An 18547-nucleotide genomic window follows, 5' to 3' on the forward strand; every position below is an offset into this window, starting at 1 on the left:
GGTTATTGAATCAACCAGGTCCCAGCGTCGAAAGACCGCGCCTGCTTGTACAGCCACCGCGCCGCCGCCACATCCTCGAGCGCCATGCCCAGCGACTTGAACAGCGTCACTTCATCCGAGCTCGAACGTCCCGCGTGCCGGCCGATGACCAGTTCGCCTATCTCCGCGAGCAACCTCGCCGGCGTGACCAAGCCGGCGTGCAATGCATTCAGATAGTCACCCGATTCGCTCAACGTGGACTCGCGCCTGTCGACGAACAAGGAGGCATGCGCCATCAGCGCCGGCGCGATCTCGCAATGCGAGGGCGTGCTGGAGCCCACTGCATTGATGTGCGTGCCCGGCGCGATCCATTGCCGCTGCAGGATGGGTTCGCGCGCGCTCGTGACGGTGACGACGATGTCGGCGTCATGCACCGCGGCTTCCACCGAGTCCACGGCTTCCATCGCAAAGCCGTACAAAGGCTGCTGCGCTTCGACAAAGCTTCGCGCGCTGGCCAGGCTGCGTGCCGCGACCTTGACCGACGACAGCGTGCGCACCGCCGCGACGGCCTGTAATTGCCAATGGGCCTGGTGGCCGCTGCCGATCAGGGCCAGGCGGCCGGCCTCGGGCCGCGCGAGCAGGCGCGTGGCCAGGCCGGTCATCGCGGCGGTGCGGATGCCGGTGATCTCGGACGCAGACATGACCGCCATGAGCGCGCCGGTCTCGCCGCTGAACAAAAGAACGCAGCCCTGGTGCGGGTCCATCCCGATCGCGCTGTTGCCCGGAAAGAAGCCGCCGGTCTTGGCGCCGTACACCGGCTCGGTGCCGCCGATGTAGGCAGGCATCAGGCCCAGAAGACCCTTGGCGTCCGGCGGGCGCACGATCTGGCGCAGCGGTTGGTGCACCTCGCCGCGTGCGAGCGCGGCCATCGCGTCGGCCATGAGGTCGATGCAATCCGCAACGCTGAGCAGGCGCGCGATGTCCTGTTGGCCGAGAAAGAGAACGGGCGCGCCTGCACCCTCTCTCATGCGAGCGCCCGGGCCGCGTCCAGGTGCCGGGTGAGCGTGCCCAGGTCGGTGTTGGTGCCGCACAGCAGAACGCCCACGCGTTGGCCTTGGAGCTGGTCGCGCAGGGGGCCGAGCAGCGCCGCCGTGGCGGCCGCGCACGCGGGCTCCGGCGAGAGCTTGAGCTCCTCGAACAGGTGGACCATGGCGCGGCGGATCTGGTCGTCGGACACGGTCACGAGCTGGTCGATGCTGCGGCGGCAGAGCTCGTAGCTGTAGGCCTCGGTGTGCGGCGCCATCAGGCTGTCGGCAATGCCCTGCATCGGACCCATCTTGATCGGGTGGCCGGCCTTGAAGCTCTGCCCCATGCCATCGGCGCCCTCGGGCTCCACGCCGTAGACCTTGCAGTTCGGCTGCATCAGCTTGAACGCGGTGGACACGCCCGCCGCCAATCCGCCGCCACCGACAGGAATGATCACCGCGTCGAGGTCCGGCGCCTGGCTCGCCCATTCAAGGCCGAGCGTGGCCGTGCCCAGCACGGTGCGGTAGCCGTTGAACGGATGCACGAAGAAGCGCCCTTCTTCTTTCTCGATCTGGTGCACCTGATCGAACGCGGCCGGGCCGTTGTCGGCCATCACGACCTGTGCGCCGTACTGGTGGCACAGCGCCACCCGGAACGGGCTGGCCGTCTTGATCATCACCACCTTGGCGCTGATGCCCAGCTTCATCGCGGCGTAGGCGACCGCGACCGCATGGTTGCCCGCGCTCACGCAGGTCACGCCGGCCTGGCGCTGCGCGGCATCGAGCGCCAGCAGGTTGGAGAAGGCGCCGCGTGCCTTGAACGTGCCGCTGGCCTGCAGCAGCTCGAACTTGAAATTGATGCGCGCATCGCGCAGCGTGGAAATCGCGTCCTTGTCCAGCGTGGGCGTGGTGAACACGTAGGGCTGCAAGGCGGCGGCGAGTTCGCGGATGGCGTCGAGCGTCGGCACCGGCTGGCCGTCGATGAGGGTGGGGGTTGGGGTTGGGGTCATGGAAAGATCGTGGAATGAGCGCGCACGCCGGTCACTTGAAGCCCAGCCGGATGCGCGTGAACACCAGCGCGACGATGCTGATGATCGCGGCGAAGATCAGGTAGTAGCTGGGCGACAGCTTGTCGTTGGTCACGCTGATCAGCCAGGTCAGGATGAACGGCGCGAAGCCGCCGAAGATCGTGACGGCCGTGTTGTAGCTCAGGGACAGGCCCGTGGTGCGGGTCTGCGTGGGAAACAACTCGGACAACAGCGCCGGCACCGGCGCGAAGTACGCGGTCATGAGGCAACCCAGCACGATCTCCACCAGCAGCAGCGTGCCGAAGCTCGGCCGGCTCACCAGCAGCGCGAACATCGGGTAGATGGCCAGCAGCAGGAGCACGCCGGCGATCAGCATGATGCGCACGCGGCCGATCCTGTCCGACAGATGGCCCACGACGGGCGAGAAGAACATCTGGATCACGCCGACCATCATGGTCGCGGTGAAGGCCACCGACGCCGGCAGGCCCAGTTGCTTGACGCCGTACGTGGGCATGAAGAGCACCAGGTAGGTGGCCACGGTGCCGAGCACGACGATGCCCACGGCCAGCAGCAGGCGCTCTTTCTGGTGGCTCAGGGTGTCGCGCAGCGGCGTGGTGGTGGCCTCGATGCTGGAGAACTCGGGGCTCTCATCGACGTTGCGGCGGATGTAGTAAGCGACCGGCCCGATCAGCAGGCCGAAGATGAACGGCACGCGCCAGCCCCAGGAGGCCAGCTGATCGGCCGTGAGCGTGCTCGTGAGCACCGCGCCGAAGCCGGCCGCCAGCAACGTGGTCAGGCCCTGGCTGGCGACCTGCCAGCTGGAGAAGAAGCCGCGCCGCCGGGGTGCGTGCTCTGCAAGAAAGGCGGTGGCACTGCCGAATTCACCTCCGGCAGAGAGGCCCTGGATCATGCGTGCGACGACGAGCACCGCGGGCGCGAGCAGCCCGATGCTGCTGTACGTGGGCACGATGCAGATCAGCAGCGTGCCCGTGAACATCAGCATGATGGACAGCGTGAGCGCAGCCTTGCGGCCGGCACGGTCGGCGTAGGCGCCGATGACGATTGCGCCCAGCGGCCGCATGAAGAAGGAAACGCCGAAGGTGCCCAGCGTGAGCAACAGCGACACCGTGTCGTCGCCCGTTGGAAAAAAGAGCTTGGAAATCGTCGCGGCGAAGAAGCCGTACACCACCAGGTCGAACCACTCCAGCGCATTGCCGATGGACGCCGAGATGACCGCGCGCCACGGCGGCGCATCGGGATGCGGGGAAGCTGCGGGCCGGGCGATGCCGCCTTGCAGGCTTTGAGCGTGGGTCATGGAACTTTCCTTTTTTGTCTCTGTTGGTTTTTCTTGTGTCCCGCCCTGCTCTGCGCGCCTTCGGGGTGTTCAGGCGGCGGTCGACATGCTGTGGATCAGCTTGCGCAGGAAGGCTTCGCATTGCGCCACCTGCGCGAGCGTGACGAACTCATTCGCCTTGTGCGCCTGCTCGATGTTGCCGGGCCCGCAGACGACGGACGGGATGCCCATGCGCTCGAACAATCCGGCCTCGGTGCCGTAGGCCACCTTGCGCACGCTCCGGTCGTGCGTGAGCGCCCGGACCAGTTGCGTGATGGCCGCCTGCTCGGATGCGTCCAGCGTGGGCGCGGTGGCCAGCAGGTCGAACTCGATGTTGGCGCCGGGGTGCTCGCCCTTCATCTGAGGCAGCAGCGTGTGGGCGGCGTAGTCCTTGATGCGCGCGATGATCGGCGCGCTGTCCACGCCCGGGAGGTTGCGGTATTCGAAGCTGAATTCGCAGTGCGCCGGAATGGTGTTGACCGCGATGCCGCCGCTGATAACGCCGGTCTGCAGCGTGGTGAAAGGCACGTCGAAGGCCTCGTCGAACGGGCCCTCGCCGCGAAACTTGTCGGCCTGGTCGCGAATGAAGCAGATCAGCCGGGCCGCGTACTCGATGGCATTGAGCCCCTGCGGCGTGAGCGAGGAATGCGCCGCATGCCCGTGGACCCGGCAGCGGTAGGCATTGATGCCCTTGTGCGCGACGATGACGCGCATGTCGGTCGGCTCGCCGACGATGCAGCCGTTGGCGTGGATGCCGCGGGCCTTCAGGTCGTCCAGCATGTAGGGCGCGCCGATGCAGCCCAGCTCCTCGTCGCACGAGAACGCGAAGTGGATCGGTTCCCTCAGGCGCGCCGCCTTCATCTCCGGCAGCATCGCCAGCGCCACGCCGATGAAGCCCTTCATGTCGCAGGCCCCGCGCCCGAAGAGCTTGCCGTCACGCACCGTGGGATCGAAGGGGTCGCTGTCCCAGTCCTGGCCCTTGACCGGCACCACGTCGGTGTGGCCGGAGAGCACGATGCCGCCCTGCGTGGCCCCGTCCGCCGCGGGAATGGTGGCGAAGAGATTGGCTTTCCTCCCGGTGGGCTCGTAGGTCAGGGTCGAGGTGTAGCCCTGCTGCTCCAGGTGATCGCGGACCGTCTCGATGAGGCCGAGATTCGACGCGAAGCTGGTCGTGTCGAAGCGGATCAACTTCTCGATCCACGGGAGGGAAATGGGTGCTGCGGAAGGGACAATAGGCGTGTTCACAGAATTATCATATGCGAAAATTTTCAGATAAGAAAATTTTTATGGAGCCTTCCATCGCCTCCTCGACCCCGCCCTCTTCCTCCTCCAGCGCCCCCGGACACGGCATCGTCCTGGACAAGACAGAGCTGGGTGCGCGGCTGCGCAGCGCTCGCCTGGCGCAGCAGCTGACCTTGACCGAACTGGCGATCAAGTCGCAGGTCTCGGTGGCTTCCATCTCCAAGGCGGAGCGCGGCCTGCTTGCGCTCAGCTACGAAAAATTCGCCGCGCTGGCGGCGGCGCTGCAGCTGGACTTGTCCACACTGTTCGGCAGCCAGCCGGCCGGCTTCATCGCAGGCAGCGTGGTGGTGACGCGCAACCAGGACGTCGTCGAATACCACTCCGAACGCTACCTGTACGGCATGCTGGCCACGCAGGTGACGACCAAGAAGATGACGCCGATGCTCGGCCGCGTCGAGGCCCACTCGGTGCTTCGGCCCGGCGAGTTCAGCCGGCATCCGGGCGAGGAATTCATCTTCGTTCTGGACGGAGCGCTGGAGATGCACTTCGTGGACGGGCGCGTCGAGCGGCTCGAGAAGCACGACAGCATTTACTTCGACAGCGGGCTGGGCCACCTCTACGTGAACGGCGGCGACGAAGGCGCGCAGATCCTGGTGGTCTGCTGCAACGAACCGGGCGTTCCGTCGATGGACGACGTGGCCTGAACCTGTACGGCGTCAAAATCGAAATCGACGCGGCGACGGGTCGAGACATCGTTCCTCCATTCATTCATTCATCAACCAGAGAGAGATCACCATGGCAAAAGCCTATTGGGTCAGTGCATACCGTGCCGTCAAGGACGCCGACAAACTCGCGGCCTACGCGAAACTGGCCGGCCCGGCGATCACTGCCGGCGGCGGGCGCTTTCTCGCGCGCGGCCTGCCGGCCAAGGTCTACGAATTCGGTTTGGCCGAACGCACCGTGCTGATCGAGTTCGACAGCATCGAGCAGGCGACGGCCACGCATGACAGTCCCGACTACCAGGCCGCGCTTGCCGCGCTGGGCGACGGCGCCGAACGGGATCTGCGGGTCATCGAAGGCGTTTGAGCGACCCGCGCAAGAAGACCGGCTAGCCAGCTGGGCGGCGCGATATCCGCGGCGAATCGACGCCGAACATTTCTTCGCATCCGCACGACCTCGCGACGGCGAATTCGTGCGCGCCTTGGCGGCGCCGGCCTACAAGAGACTGGCGGAAGGCCTCTAGATTCGGTGTCGCCGCGCGCAGACATGACCGAAGGAAACCGATGGCCGAAGAACCCACCCCTGCTGCATTCGTCGCCTGGATGACGGCGGAAACTGCCGCCTACACGGCCATCCACCAGCTTCACCAACGCACGCAGGGCGGGCGCCTCAGCATTCCGGACAACCGCATCGAGCAGATCGCCAGGCTGCGCAAGGATGCGGACGTTCGGTTCGCCAGCCTGTGGAGCACGCTCGGCCCAGCGTCGCCGCAGCCCAGCGCGGTCGCACCGGTACCGGTGCAGCGCGGGCGCGGGCATCGCCCGGCCTTCGAGCTTCTTTCGCGACCGCCTGCCGACACGATCGAGAAGCGCGTCAGTTAGGCGCGGCCACGGTGGCCAGCCCTCTCGGCTCTCTCCCCGCTCGCCCGAGATGAAGATCGCGACCTTCAATGTCAACGGCGTCAACAGCCGCCTCGCCCGCCTGCTCGAATGGCTCGCCGAATCGAAACCCGACGTCGCCTGCCTGCAGGAGCTCAAGAGCCCTGATGCCAACCTGCCGGTCGATGCGATCCGGGCCGCGGGCTACGGCATCGTGGCGCACGGCCAGCGCGCATGGAACGGCGTCGCGATCCTCGCGCGCGGGAAAGAGCCGATCGACACCGGCCGCGGCCTGCCGGGCATGGAGGCCGACACCCAGAGCCGGTACATCGAGGCAGTGGTCGACGGCGTGCTGATCGGCTGCCTCTACCTGCCCAACGGCAATCCGCAGCCGGGCCCGAAGTTCGACTACAAGCTCCAGTGGTTCGAGGCCTTCAACAGGCACGCGAAGAAACTCTTCGCGAGCGGCCTGCCCGTCGTGCTGGCCGGTGACTACAACGTCGTGCCGACCGATGCCGACATCTACAACCCGGCCTCGTGGCGCGACGACGCGCTGCTGCAGCCCGAAAGCCGCGCGGCGTTCGCGCAGTTGCTCAAGCAGGGTTGGACCGATGCGATCCGCGCATGCCATCCCGACCGCGTGCCCTTCACCTTCTGGACCTACTGGCGCAACCGCTATCCGCGCGACGCCGGCCTTCGCATCGACCACCTGCTGCTGAACGCCGAACTCGCGCCGATGCTTCGCAGCGCCGGCGTGGACCGCGATGTGCGCGGGCGCATCGGCGCGAGCGATCACGCGCCGGCGTGGATCGAGCTGGACGTTCCCAAGGCTTAGACCGGTCAGCCGTCCAGTTCGCCGCCAGGAAAACTAGCCCCCCATCAACTTGTCCAACGTGATCGGAAGCGCGCGCACGCGCTTTCCGCACGCGTTGAAAACCGCATTGGCCACCGCGGCGCCCACGCCGGTGATGCCGATCTCGCCCACGCCGCGCGCGCCCATCGGCGAGTGCGGGTCGGGGATGTCGGTCCACATCACATCGATCTCGGGCACGTCCATGTGCACCGGCACGTGGTAGTCGGAAAAGCTGGCATTCATGATGCGGCCGTTGCGCTCGTCGAACTGCGTCTCTTCCATCAGCGCGAGGCCCAGGCCCATGATGATGCCGCCGCGAAACTGGCTGGCCGCCGTCTTGGCGTTGAGGATGCGGCCGCAGTCGAACGAGCCGAGAAAGCGGCTGACCCGCGTCTCGCCGGTCACCTCGTTCACCCGCACCTCGCAGAACATGGCGCCGTGCGAATGCATCGACCAGTGCTGCACTTCGAGCGGCAGCGGCGCGCTAGCTTCGGCGACCAGTTCGTCGCGCCCGGCGCGCTCCAGCATGGCCGCATAGCTGTCGAAACGGCCGGCCTCGTCGATCTTGCCGAGGCCGCCATCGCGGCCGGCCACATCGTCGGACTTCAGGCCATGCAACGGCGAGTCCTTGCCGCAGAGCTTGAGCAATTCGGTCACGAGCGCGTGCTGCGCCGCCATGACCGCGCCGCCGATGGCCGCCGACTGCTGCGAACCGCCAGCGAGCACGACGCCGGGAAATCGCGAATCGCCATGGCAGAACTTCACCTGCTCCATCGCGAGGCCGAGCCGCTCGGCGATGACCTGCGTCTGCGCCGTGGCGGTGCCCATGCCCATCTCGTGCGCCGCGATCTCGACCTTCGCATGGCCGTCCTTCGTGAGCGTGATGCGCGCCGCGCCGCCCGGCATGCGGTAGTACGGGTACGTGGCGGTGGCGCAGCCCATGCCGACCCGCCATTCGCCTTCGCGGCGCGTGCCCGGCGTCGCGCTTCGGCGGTTCCAGCCGAAGCGCTCGGCGCCGGCGCGGTACGCCTGGACGATATGCCGCGACGAAAAAGGCGCGCCCGTGGTCGGGTCCTTCTCGGGCTCGTTGCGGATGCGAAGCTCGATCGGGTCCATCTTCATCGCGTGGGCCAGCTCGTCGATGGCGCTCTCCAGCGCGAAGGTGCCGACCGCTTCTCCGGGCGCGCGCATGAAGGTGTTGGCCACCATGTCGAGCGTCGCCACCTCCACGTCGAGCTTGAAGCTGCCCGCCGCATAGGCCGAGCGCGCCGGCAGGATGAACGGCTCGGGCATGTTGTTGTGCTCGGTCATCGTCACGACGCCGGTGTGGATCAGCGCATCGAAGCGCCCGTCGGCCTGCGCGCCGATGGCCACGCGCTGTTCGGTGTCGGTGCGCCCGCCGACCACGCGGTACACGCCCTCGCGCGTGAGCATGATGCGCACAGGCCGCCCGGCCAGCTTCGAGGCCGCCGCGGCGAGCACATGGTGGCGCCACAGCGTCTTGCCGCCGAAGCCGCCGCCGACGAAGGGCGAGGTCACATGCACCTGCTTCTCGTCGATGCCGAAGATTTCCGCCATCGACCAAGCCATGTGCGCGACGGCCTGCGAGGCGTCGTGAATGACGAGCTCGTCGCCCTTCCAGGCCAGCGTTGCCGCATGCAACTCGATGGCGTTGTGGTTCTGGCGCGGCGTGGTGTACATGACATCGACCCGGTGCGGCGCGGCGGCCAGCGCGGCTTCGGCATCGCCGATTTCCATCTTCAGCGGCTCGCCCTGGAAGACGCCAGGCTTGGTTCCCCTGGCCTTCGCGGCAGCGATCGACGTCGTGGCCGGCGCGGTTTCGTAGGTGACGCGAACCAGCGACGCCGCGTGATCGGCCTCTTCCTGCGTCTGTGCGAGCACCACGGCGATCGGCTGGCCGTTCCAGTGGACCTGGTCGTCCTACATCACGGGCAGGTCGTCGCCGCCGGCAGCCTTGTCCTTGGACATGAAGAGCGGCATGGGCTTCAGGCGCGGCGCGTTCTCGTGGCTCATCACCAGCGCGACGCCGGGCGCCGCCTGCGCCGCGGCCGTGTCCAGCGTCGCGATCCGTCCGCGCGGCACGGTGCTGTACACGAGCGCGGCGTAGAGCATGTCCTCCATCGGAAATTCGGCCGCGAACCTCGCCTGCCCCTGCACCTTGAGCGGGCCATCCAGGCGCGAGACCGGCGCGCCGATCAGGCCGCTCTTGCGCGCGATGAGCGGGTCGGGCTTGCCGCCCGGCATCCACGCATCGGGCGCGAGCGCGACGGCTTTTTTCATGACCGCCTGAACGGCCTCTTGAACGATGCTCATGCTGTCATCTCCTTGAGTTCGGCGAGCACCGCGACGATCGCGCGCGTTGCCAGCTCGACCTTGAATCCGTTGTCGCGCAGCGGCTTCGCGTCGGCCAGTTCTGCCTCTGCGGCGGCACGGAAAGCCTGCGCATCGGCCGGCTTTCCCTTGAGCGCCGCTTCGGCTTTCCACGCGCGCCAGGGCTTGTGCGCGACGCCACCCAGGGCGATGCGCACGTCCTTGACGGCGTCGCCGTCGAGTTCGAGCGCAGCCGCCACCGACACCAGTGCAAAGGCATAGCTGGACCGGTCGCGCACCTTGCGGTAGGTCGATCGCGCCGCGAACGGCAGTGCGGGCAACTCCAGGGCGGTGATGAGCTCACCCGGCTCGAGCAGCGTCTCCACATCGGGATGGTCTTCGGGCAGGCGATGGAAGTCCGTGAAGGGCAACGTGCGCTCGCCGCTCGCGCTGCGCAGATGCACGACGGCCCCCAGCGCGGCGAGCGCCACGCACATGTCGGACGGATGCGTGGCGACACAACTGGGCGAAGCGCCCAGGATCGCGTGATAGCGGTTGATGCCTTCGGCGGCATCGCACCCTTGGCCCGGGTTGCGCTTGTTGCAGCGCGAGCCGTCGTCGTCGTAGAAATACGCGCACCGCGTGCGCTGCAGGATGTTGCCGCCGACCGTGGCCATGTTGCGGATCTGCGCCGACGCGCCGGCGGTGATGGCCCGCGCGAGCACCGGGTAACGCGCGCGCACGGCGCGGTGCGAGGCGAGCGCCGTGTTGCGGGTCGCCGCGCCGATCAAGAGGCTGCCATCGGCGCGTTCCTCGATGTCGCACGACAGGTCCGTCACATCGACCAGCGCGATCGGACGCTCGATGGTTTCGCGCATCAGGTCGACCAGGTTCGTGCCGCCGCCCAGGTACTTGGCGCCGGGCCGGTTGCCCAGCTGGAGCGCATCGCCCGTGTCGTGCGCGCGGGCGTAGGTGAAGGGGGTCATGCCGGCTCCTTCTCGAAGTTCTCGAACGTCTCGAAGGTCTCCGAGATGGCCGCGACGATGCCGTTGTAGGCGCCGCAGCGGCACACGTTGCCGCTCATGCGCTCGCGCAGTTCGTCATGGCTGAGCGCGATGCGCTCGGTACAGAGGTCGGCGGTGACGTGGCTGGGCACGCCCTGCCGCAACTCTTGCGCCATGCCCACGGCCGAGCAGATCTGCCCGGGCGTGCAGTAGCCGCACTGGAAGCCATCATGTTCCACGAAGGCCTTCTGCAGCGGATGCAGGTCGCCTTGCGTCGCGAGCCCCTCGATGGTGGTGACTTCACGCCCCTCGTACTGCACGGCCAGCGCAAGGCATGACAGCACGCGTTCGCCGTCGACAAGCACGGTGCAGGCGCCGCATGCGCCCTGATTGCAGCCCTTCTTGGCGCCGAACAGATGCAGGTGCTCGCGCAGGAGATCGAGCAGCGAAACCCGCGGATCGCCGGGCAACTCGACCGGCGATCCGTTGATGGTGATGGTCATGTGCGTTCTCGTGGGGGTCGTGGGGGTCGTTGGCAGATGGCCGCTCAGAAACCGTAGTACTTGTTGATCGAGCTGCTGTAGCCCTCGTCGTAGTCGGGAATCCGGTCGCTGGTGTAGCGCGGCGCGCCTTCGAGCCTGGCCTTGTCGAGCGGCACGACATAGCCGTCCTGCGCGGTGTCGTACTTCAGCATGGTCCAGGGAATGGGATAGCGATCGGTGCCCATGCCGAGGAAGCCGCCGAACTCCATGACCGCATAGCGGACCTGTCCGCTCAGCTTGTCGATCATGAGATCGTCGATGGTGCCGAGCTTGTCGCCCGCCGCGTTGTAGACGCTGGTGCCTTCGACGCGGTCCGATGAAATCACGTTGCTGCCGGATGTGAGTGCCATGACTATCTCCTGTGTGTGTGGCACCGCTGTCGCGGTGCCGGTAACCCGAAATGGGTGGCTGAGGCTGCCTGTGTCGCGCACGACACCACGACGCCGGATCGGTTGCGGCACTGTCGTTCTGTAGGAAGTCTTCCCGTTGCGAAGGAAAAGCAGGGGAAAACGCCGAGGCCACCCGCCCTCCGGAAGACGGTGTTCCTTCAGGGCGAAGTGAAGCTGTCCGACAAGGCGATCCACGCCTGCGCCGCAAATTGAATTTCCACCCCAGAAAGGAGCACCTCGATGATCCGGAAACTCGCCTCCGGCGAATACCGCCTTTACTCCCGCAAGACCGATCCCAAGACCGGCAAGCGCCGCAACCTCGGCACCTTCGATTCGCGAGAGCAGGCGCAGCAGCACGAGCGCGAAGTCCAGTACTTCAAGCGCCACTGAAAGAGCCGGCAAGTCTCGGCACCATGACCTCTCTCATCGCCACCTCCGGGGCGCCGTCGCCGCCCCTTCGCGCCCTCGCCTTCAACTGCAGCCTGAAACCCGCGCAACGCCCCTCTTCCACCGGCGCGATGCTCGGCGACATCCGCGATGCGCTGGCCGCGCACGGCGTGGAGACCGACATCGTGCACGCCGCCGCGCACAACATCCTGCCCGGCACCCGCTCCGACGAGGGCCCCGGCGACGACTGGCCCGCGCTGCGCGCCCGGGTGATGGCGGCGGACATCGTGGTCATCGGCTCCCCGATATGGATCGGCCAGCCCAGCAGCATCGCCAAGCGCGTGCTCGAGCGCATGGACGCGTTCATCGCCGAGACCGGCGACGACGGGCGCATGCCCTCGTACGGCAAGGTGGGCGCCGTGGCCGTGGTGGGGAATGAAGACGGCGCGCACCACGTGGGCGGCGAGATCTACCAGGCGCTGAACGACCTGGGTTTTTCGCTGGCGCCGAACGCCATGGCGTACTGGGTCGGCGCGGCACGCAGCGCCGAGGAGTACCGCGAACTCAAGCCCGTGCCCCCCTCGACCATGGACGCCACGCATCTCATGGTGCGCAATGCCGTGCACCTGGCGCGGCTGCTGCGGCAATCCGCCTATCCGCCGAAGGCATGAAGGCCGAGGCCAAACGGCACGCGCGGCTTGAGATTTCCCGTACCGCCCCTAGCTGTTTCGATAGCTGCCTGCCGTGTTGCGCTGCCGCGATGCCTGCCGTAGCCTCATCTCCCCGTGGTCCTGCAATCCTTTCATCCCGCCATCGCCCGGTGGTTCCTTGGAACCTTTCCCGGCCCCACGCCCGCCCAGGTCGAGGCGTGGCCGGCGATCCGCGCCGGCCGGGACACACTCGTGGCCGCGCCCACCGGTTCCGGCAAGACGCTCACCGCATTTCTCGCGGCACTGGACGAACTGGTTCGCCGGGGCCTCGCGCCCGAGGGCCTGCCGGATGAAACCGCCGTCGTCTACGTCTCGCCGCTGAAGGCGCTCTCCAACGACATCCGCCTGAACCTCGATGCGCCGTTGGCGGGCATACGCGGCGAACTGGCGGCGCTCGGTTTGCCCGACGTCGACATCCGCACGGCCGTGCGCACCGGCGACACGCCGCAGCGCGAGCGCCAGCAGAGCCTTAGGCGGCCGCCGCACATCCTCGTGACCACGCCCGAATCGCTCTACGTCCTGCTGGGCTCGGCATCGGGCCGCCGGATGCTGTCGACCGTGCGCAGCGTGATCGTCGACGAGATCCATGCCATCGCCGCGAGCAAGCGCGGCAGCCACCTGGCGCTGTCGCTGGAGCGGCTGCAGGCGCTGTGCGAGGCGGAAGGCCGCGCGCGCCCGGTGCGCATCGGCCTCTCGGCCACGCAGAAGCCCATCGACGAGGTCGCGCGCTTCCTGGTCGGCGCGGGCGCGCTGCATGCCGATGGCACGGCCGACTGCGCCATTGTCGACATCGGCTATGCCAAGCAGCGCGACCTGGCGCTGGAGCTGCCGCCGACGCCGCTCGAGGCGGTGATGTCGGGCGACCAATGGACGCAGGTGTATGCGCGCGTGGCCGAGCTGGTGTGGCTGCACAAGACCACGCTGGTGTTCGTCAACACGCGCCGCATGGCCGAGCGCGCGGCGCGGCACCTGGGCGACATCCTCGGCAAGGAGGCGGTGGCTGCGCACCACGGCAGTCTGTCGAAGGAAACACGGCTCGATGCGGAGCAGCGCCTCAAGCGCGGCGACCTGAAGGTGCTCGTGGCCACGGCATCGCTCGAACTGGGCCTGGACATCGGCGACGTCGACCTGGTCTGCCAGCTCGGCTCGCCACGCGCCATTGCCACCTTCCTGCAACGCGCCGGGCGATCGGGCCACGCCGTGGGCGGCGTGCCGAAGGCGCGGCTATTTCCGCAGTCGCGCGACGAGCTGGTCGAATGCGCCGCCCTGCTCGACTGCATCCGCCGCGGAGAGCTCGATGCACTGCGCGTGCTGCCCGCGCCACTGGACGTGCTGGCGCAGCAGATCGTGGCCGAGACCGCCTGCCGCGAATGGAACGAGGACGAACTTTTCGCGCTCGTGCGCCGCGCGTGGCCCTATGCGCAGCTCTCGCACGCGCGCTACATGGAAGTGGTGCGCATGGTGTCCGAGGGATTCACCACGCGGCAGGGCCAGCGCGCCGGCTACGTGCACCGCGATGCCGTCAACCACCTGCTGCGCGAGCGCAAGGGCGCGCGCATGACGGCGCTGACCTCCGGCGGCACCATCCCCGAGACCGGCGACTACACGGTCGTGCTGGAGCCGCAGGCCGACAAGATCGGCACGGTCAACGAAGACTTCGCGGTCGAGAGCCTGGCGGGCGACGTGTTCCAGCTGGGCAACACCAGCTACCGCATCCTGAAGATCGAGCCGGGCCGCGTTCGCGTGGAAGACGCGCAGGGCGCCGCGCCCAACATTCCGTTCTGGCTCGGCGAAGCGCCGGGGCGCAGCGACGAGCTGTCGTTCGGCGTGTCGCGGCTGCGCGAAGAGGTCGCGCAGGCGCTGGCATCCGGCGGGAAAGACGCCGCGATGGAACTGCTGACGCAGACCGTGGGCCTCGACGACGAAGCCGCGCGCCAGATCGTCGGGCATCTCGCGCATGCGCTCGCGGTGCTGGGGGCGCTGCCGACGCAGCGCACGCTGGTCATGGAGCGCTTCTTCGACGCCTCCGGCGGCATGCAGCTGGTGATTCACTCGCCCTTCGGCAGCCGGCTCAACCGCGCATGGGGCCTGGCACTGCGCAAGCGTTTTTGCCGCACCTTCAACTTCGAGCTGCAGGCCGCGGCGACCGAGGACGCGATCGTGCTGTCGCTGTCCACCAGCCACAGCTTTCCGCTGGACGAAGTGGCGCGCTACCTGCATTCGGCCTCGGCCCTGCATGTGCTGGTGCAGGCCCTGCTCGATGCGCCGCTGTTCGGCGTGCGCTGGCGCTGGAACGCGACCACCGCGCTGGCGCTGCCGCGCTTCAGCGGCGGGCGCAAGGTGGCGCCGCAGCTGCAGCGCATGCGCTCCGAAGACCTGCTCGCGGCCGTGTTTCCCGACCAGGTCGCGTGCGCGGAAAACATCGTCGGCGAGCGCGAAGTGCCCGAGCACCCGCTGGTCGCGCAGACGCTGGACGATTGCCTGCACGACGCGATGGACGCCGAAGGCTGGCTCGCGCTCTTGCGCCGCATGGAGTCGGGCGAGGTGCGCATGCTGGCGCGCGACCTGCCGGCGCCCTCGCCGCTCGCGATGGAAGCGTTGAACGCGCGCCCCTACGCCTTCCTGGACGATGCGCCGCTGGAAGAGCGCCGCACGCAGGCCGTGCAGAACCGCCGCTACACCGACCCCGAGAGCGCCGACGACGTCGGGCAGCTCGATGCCGACGCCATCGCCAGCGTGCGCGAAGAAGCCTGGCCGCAACCGCGCAGTGCCGACGAAATGCACGAGGCGCTCAACATGCTCGGCGCCCTGGGCGACGACGAAGTGGCGCGCGAGACGGACTGGAAGATATGGCTCGCCGCGCTCGCCAAGGCCGGCCGCGCAACGCGCCTGCTGCTCGAAGGCAAGGGGCGCACCGCGCGCGGCCTGTGGGTGACGGCCGAGCGGCTGCGGCTGCTGCAGGCCATCGCCCCCGATGCGCCGATGCAGCCCGCCATCACCGCGCCCGCCGATGCCGAGCAGCCGGCCGATCGCGATACCGCGCTGCGCGAACTGCTGCGCTCCCGCCTCGGCGGCCTGGGCCCTGTCACCGTGGCGCAACTCGCCGAGCCGCTGCGCCTGCCGCCTGCGGACGTTGAAGGCGCCCTCCTCGCGCTGCAGACCGAAGGCAGCGTGCTGCAAGGCCACTTCACGCCCGGCACGCCCGACACGGCCGACACGGCCGATCTCGAATGGTGCGAGCGCCATCTGCTGGCACGCATCCATCGCTACACGCTCAAGCGCCTTCGCCACGAGATCGAACCGGTCGAGCCGCGCGACTTCGTGCGCTTTCTCTTCGAATGGCAGCACATCGGCGCGGCCGCGCGCGTGAGCGGGCCGGAGGCGCTGTCGGGCATCCTGTCGCAGCTCGAAGGCTACGAGGCGCCTGCGCCGCTCTGGGAAGCCGAGCTGCTGCCCGCGCGCGTGACCGACTACGCCGGCGCCTGGCTCGACGACCTGTGCACGGCGGGGCGCGTGCTGTGGACGCGCCTGCGCCCATCCGCCGCGGAAGGACGCAAGGGCGCGGGCAGCCTGTCGTTGCGCGCCACGCCGGTCGTGCTGCTGCCGCGCCGCAGTGCGGCGCTGTGGACCCGCCTGGCGCCGGCCCCGGCCGACGACGAAACGCTGGGCTCACGGGCGCTGCGCGTCTCTGCGCACCTGGCGCAGCACGGCGCCTGCTTCTTCGACGAGATCGCGCTCGGCACGCGCCTGCTGCCGGTCGAGATCGAAGAGGCGCTGACCGAACTGGTCGCCAAGGGCCGTGCGCGCTGCGACAGCTACGCGGGCCTGCGCGCCCTGCTGGTGCCGGCGTCCAAGCGCGCATCGGCCGACACGCGGCGCCGGCGGCGCACGCCGCTCTTCGGCATCGAGGATGCAGGGCGCTGGACGCTGGTGCGGCCGCCCGCCGCCGCCGAAGCGATGGCGGCACTTTCCGCGGAGGCCATCGAGCAGGTCGTGCGCGTGCTGCTGCGCCGCTACGGCGTCATCTGCTGGCGCCTGCTCGAGCGCGAGGCCGCGTGGCTGCCGCCGTGGCGCGACCTCGTGCGCGTGTGCAGGCGGCTGGAGGCGCGCGGAGAAATCCGCGGCGGCCGCTTCATCGCCGGCGTGTCGGGCGAGCAGTTCGCGCTGCCCGAGGCGGTCGCATCGATGCGCCAGGTGCGAAGGCAACCCGGCGACGGCGCGCTGATCGCGCTCGCGGCCAGCGATCCGGCCAATCTGCTCGGAACCCTCGTGAACGGGCCCAAGGTGCCACGCGTCGCGGGCTCGCGCGTGCTGTACCGCGATGGCGTGCCCATCGCGACCAGCATGGCGGGAGAGTTCGCGCTGCTGGTCGCGCTCGATGCGGCGCAGGAACAGGCGGCGAGGCACGCGCTGTCGCTGGGGGCGTCGTTGCGCGTGCCTGAGCTTGCCTTGCAGGCAGCCGGTTGAAGCCGGCGCAGCGTTTCTTCGGACGACGCGCTGCCTGCTGCGGTGAACCGGCCGCAGCGAAAAGCGTCGATCAAACGGCCTGAACGCCCGCCACGAAGCGGCGCTCGCGCATCCACTTGGTCATCACCCACTTGTCGCCTCGCGTCACGGCCGCGCTCGCGTGCAGGGACCGCGCATCGACGCGGCCGTTTCCATCGCAGTACTCGAAGTAACAAGCATTGCCGCGGATCGGCGAAACCGCGAGACCCAGCTGCGGGAAGACGGTCTGGCCGCCCTCCGGCACGTCGTTCAAGTAGGTCACCAGCGTGCTCACGCGCTGGCCGCTTCGCGCGACGGATTCGCGGTTGGCGGCGTTGGTGGGAGCCAGGTAGTCGTGGTGAGGCTCGCTGCCCGCGCCGGTCGGGTAGTACAGCAGCTGCAGCCCCTCGCCGTTTTCCAGCGGAAGGTTCATCAGCGCTGAAAGGCGCCGATCGAGACGCGCGACCAGGTCGTTTTCGCCCAGCCGAAAGAACATGCCCCAGCTCGCGCGCTTGTCGCTCACCACATCGCGGCCGCTCATCGGATCGACCAGCGTGGAAGGCTTCAGGCGCGGCCGTGCCATCTCGATGAGGACCTTGCATTCGTCGGCATCCACGACGTTGCCGAGCGCGGCGAAGACCGGGTCATCGCTGCGAGAGTGCACGACGACCTCGCGGTCGGCCGCCGGGATTCGCGTCCCCGGCGCGAGCCGCGCGACGGGCTTGGGCGGTGCCTCGTCCGGCAGCTCGACGGTGTCGGCCGGCATCGCCACGCCCCGCTGGCGCGCATCAACGTAGGCCGCGACGATGGCGTGCGCGGCGCGTTCGTTCATGCCCTGCCCCCGCATCGTGGCCACCAGCGCCTGTGGCGCCTGGCCGGCATCGAGGTTGTGCGTGAGCCAGCGGCCCAGGTCAGGCGAGAAGCGGACGACGGTGCTCATGGGGCCTGCGTCAAACCGGCCCCATCTGCGCGACCCAGCCCTTGTCGCCGCGCGTGAAGCCCTGGCGCAGCTGCAGCTTTCCGCCCGCGCCGTTCGCGATGCGCGCGATCATCGGGAACACGCGCTGCGCGTCGGCGTCCTGCATCCACGGTGCCGTGTCGATCTGGTAGGTGTAGCTCACCACCGCCAGCGGATGCTGCGCGTTGGTGGCATCGACCTTGACGTCGACGATCTGCTCGCGCTTGAGATGCGCCACGCAAAGATCATTGGCATGTTCGGCACCTTGGGTCGCGTGCGGATGCGGCTTGTAGAACTTGCGGCCGGCGTCGGTCAGCTCGAATCGCTTGACCGCGCCGTCCGGGTTCTCGGTGCTCTTCGGTACGGAGACGATGGTGCTGTGCACCAGGCCCAGCTGTTCCATCACCGGAAACTGGATGGCATGGCGCGCACCGGCGCCGGCCTCGGCTTCGGTCAGGTCGATGGGCCAGTCGAACATCGCGAGACAAATGTCCCCGCGCTGGGCCAGGTAGTCGTCCAGTGGCGCGGCGAGATTCTCGGCGGTGGGTGCGTTGGCATCCTTGCCGACGCTGCATGCAGCGAGTGCGCAGAGCATGGCGATGCCGGTCAGGGTCTTGATCGATGCCCGGGCGCGACGGCTTGGGCGGACAAAGCGGAAATTCATGCGATCTCTTGTTGTTGAT

General features: G+C 68.4%; 17 protein-coding genes and 1 pseudogene. 7 read left to right on the forward strand and 11 right to left on the reverse strand.

Annotation, left to right across the window (positions count from 1 at the left end; all coding sequences use genetic code 11):
* Nucleotides 1–2: 2 nt before the first annotated feature.
* The 4 genes from ACZYRS_RS17795 to argE form a co-directional block, all read right to left on the reverse strand.
* Nucleotides 3–1007 (reverse strand): ornithine cyclodeaminase family protein, encoded by a 1005-nt coding sequence (locus tag ACZYRS_RS17795; RefSeq protein WP_463420310.1) that lies wholly within the window; start codon nucleotides 1005–1007, stop codon nucleotides 3–5.
* Nucleotides 1004–2014 (reverse strand): threonine/serine dehydratase, encoded by a 1011-nt coding sequence (locus ACZYRS_RS17800; RefSeq protein ID WP_463420311.1) that lies wholly within the window; start codon nucleotides 2012–2014, stop codon nucleotides 1004–1006. Before ACZYRS_RS17800 ends, ACZYRS_RS17795 begins: the two co-directional genes overlap by 4 nt.
* A 31-nt stretch (nucleotides 2015–2045) precedes the next feature.
* Nucleotides 2046–3347, reverse strand: coding sequence for an MFS transporter (locus ACZYRS_RS17805; protein ID WP_463420312.1), 1302 nt, complete (start codon nucleotides 3345–3347; stop codon nucleotides 2046–2048).
* A gap of 69 nt (nucleotides 3348–3416) precedes the next feature.
* Nucleotides 3417–4631: an acetylornithine deacetylase gene (gene argE / locus ACZYRS_RS17810; protein ID WP_463422501.1), complete on the reverse strand. Its 1215-nt coding sequence runs from the start codon at nucleotides 4629–4631 to the stop codon at nucleotides 3417–3419.
* 20 nt (nucleotides 4632–4651) lie between these two features.
* Between argE and ACZYRS_RS17815 the strand changes: the two genes are divergently transcribed.
* The 4 genes from ACZYRS_RS17815 to ACZYRS_RS17830 all read left to right on the forward strand — a co-directional run bounded on the left by ACZYRS_RS17815 (nucleotide 4652) and on the right by ACZYRS_RS17830 (nucleotide 7040).
* Nucleotides 4652–5311 carry a helix-turn-helix domain-containing protein gene (locus tag ACZYRS_RS17815; protein WP_233101474.1) on the forward strand — a complete coding sequence of 220 codons (660 nt, stop codon included), beginning with the start codon at nucleotides 4652–4654 and terminating at the stop codon, nucleotides 5309–5311.
* Between the two features lie 91 nt (nucleotides 5312–5402).
* On the forward strand, nucleotides 5403–5693 hold the full coding sequence (locus ACZYRS_RS17820; RefSeq protein WP_198783838.1) for a DUF1330 domain-containing protein: 291 nt from the start codon (nucleotides 5403–5405) through the stop codon (nucleotides 5691–5693).
* Nucleotides 5694–5890: 197 nt separating this feature from the next.
* Nucleotides 5891–6208, forward strand: coding sequence for a hypothetical protein (locus ACZYRS_RS17825; protein WP_463420313.1), 318 nt, complete (start codon nucleotides 5891–5893; stop codon nucleotides 6206–6208).
* Nucleotides 6209–6257: 49 nt separating this feature from the next.
* Nucleotides 6258–7040 carry an exodeoxyribonuclease III gene (locus ACZYRS_RS17830; RefSeq protein WP_463420314.1) on the forward strand — a complete coding sequence of 261 codons (783 nt, stop codon included), beginning with the start codon at nucleotides 6258–6260 and terminating at the stop codon, nucleotides 7038–7040.
* A gap of 33 nt (nucleotides 7041–7073) precedes the next feature.
* On the opposite strand, the gene ACZYRS_RS17835 is transcribed toward ACZYRS_RS17830, so the two are convergent.
* The 5 genes and pseudogenes from ACZYRS_RS17835 to ACZYRS_RS17855 form a co-directional block, all read right to left on the reverse strand.
* A complete protein-coding gene (locus ACZYRS_RS17835) occupies nucleotides 7074–8816 on the reverse strand; it encodes a xanthine dehydrogenase family protein molybdopterin-binding subunit (RefSeq protein WP_463422502.1) in 1743 nt (580 codons plus the stop codon).
* Nucleotides 8817–8903: 87 nt separating this feature from the next.
* A pseudogene (locus ACZYRS_RS17840) lies at nucleotides 8904–9392 on the reverse strand (xanthine dehydrogenase family protein molybdopterin-binding subunit); the annotation flags it as partial.
* On the reverse strand, nucleotides 9389–10375 hold the full coding sequence (locus ACZYRS_RS17845; protein ID WP_463420315.1) for an FAD binding domain-containing protein: 987 nt from the start codon (nucleotides 10373–10375) through the stop codon (nucleotides 9389–9391). The gene ACZYRS_RS17845 and the pseudogene ACZYRS_RS17840, both read right to left, overlap by 4 nt.
* Nucleotides 10372–10896, reverse strand: a complete 525-nt coding sequence (locus tag ACZYRS_RS17850) for a 2Fe-2S iron-sulfur cluster-binding protein (RefSeq protein ID WP_463420316.1) — start codon at nucleotides 10894–10896, stop codon at nucleotides 10372–10374. Before ACZYRS_RS17850 ends, ACZYRS_RS17845 begins: the two co-directional genes overlap by 4 nt.
* A gap of 44 nt (nucleotides 10897–10940) precedes the next feature.
* Nucleotides 10941–11285: a PRC-barrel domain-containing protein gene (locus ACZYRS_RS17855; RefSeq protein WP_463420317.1), complete on the reverse strand. Its 345-nt coding sequence runs from the start codon at nucleotides 11283–11285 to the stop codon at nucleotides 10941–10943.
* 279 nt (nucleotides 11286–11564) lie between these two features.
* On the opposite strand from ACZYRS_RS17855, the gene ACZYRS_RS17860 reads away from it, so the two are divergent.
* From ACZYRS_RS17860 to ACZYRS_RS17870, 3 genes are all read left to right on the forward strand, one after another.
* A complete protein-coding gene (locus tag ACZYRS_RS17860) occupies nucleotides 11565–11714 on the forward strand; it encodes a hypothetical protein (RefSeq protein WP_198783846.1) in 150 nt (49 codons plus the stop codon).
* A 23-nt stretch (nucleotides 11715–11737) separates the two neighbouring features.
* Nucleotides 11738–12382, forward strand: a complete 645-nt coding sequence (locus tag ACZYRS_RS17865) for a flavodoxin family protein (RefSeq protein ID WP_463420318.1) — start codon at nucleotides 11738–11740, stop codon at nucleotides 12380–12382.
* Nucleotides 12383–12496: 114 nt separating this feature from the next.
* Nucleotides 12497–16888, forward strand: coding sequence for a DEAD/DEAH box helicase (locus ACZYRS_RS17870; RefSeq protein WP_463420319.1), 4392 nt, complete (start codon nucleotides 12497–12499; stop codon nucleotides 16886–16888).
* Between the two features lie 70 nt (nucleotides 16889–16958).
* On the opposite strand, the gene ACZYRS_RS17875 is transcribed toward ACZYRS_RS17870, so the two are convergent.
* Complete coding sequence (locus ACZYRS_RS17875) at nucleotides 16959–17846, reverse strand: 2OG-Fe(II) oxygenase (RefSeq protein WP_463420320.1); 888 nt, start codon at nucleotides 17844–17846, stop codon at nucleotides 16959–16961.
* Nucleotides 17847–17856: 10 nt separating this feature from the next.
* Nucleotides 17857–18528, reverse strand: coding sequence for a hypothetical protein (locus tag ACZYRS_RS17880; RefSeq protein ID WP_463420321.1), 672 nt, complete (start codon nucleotides 18526–18528; stop codon nucleotides 17857–17859).
* Between the last annotated feature and the right edge of the window lie 19 nt (nucleotides 18529–18547).

This window comes from Variovorax sp. AC194, assembly GCF_979257995.1.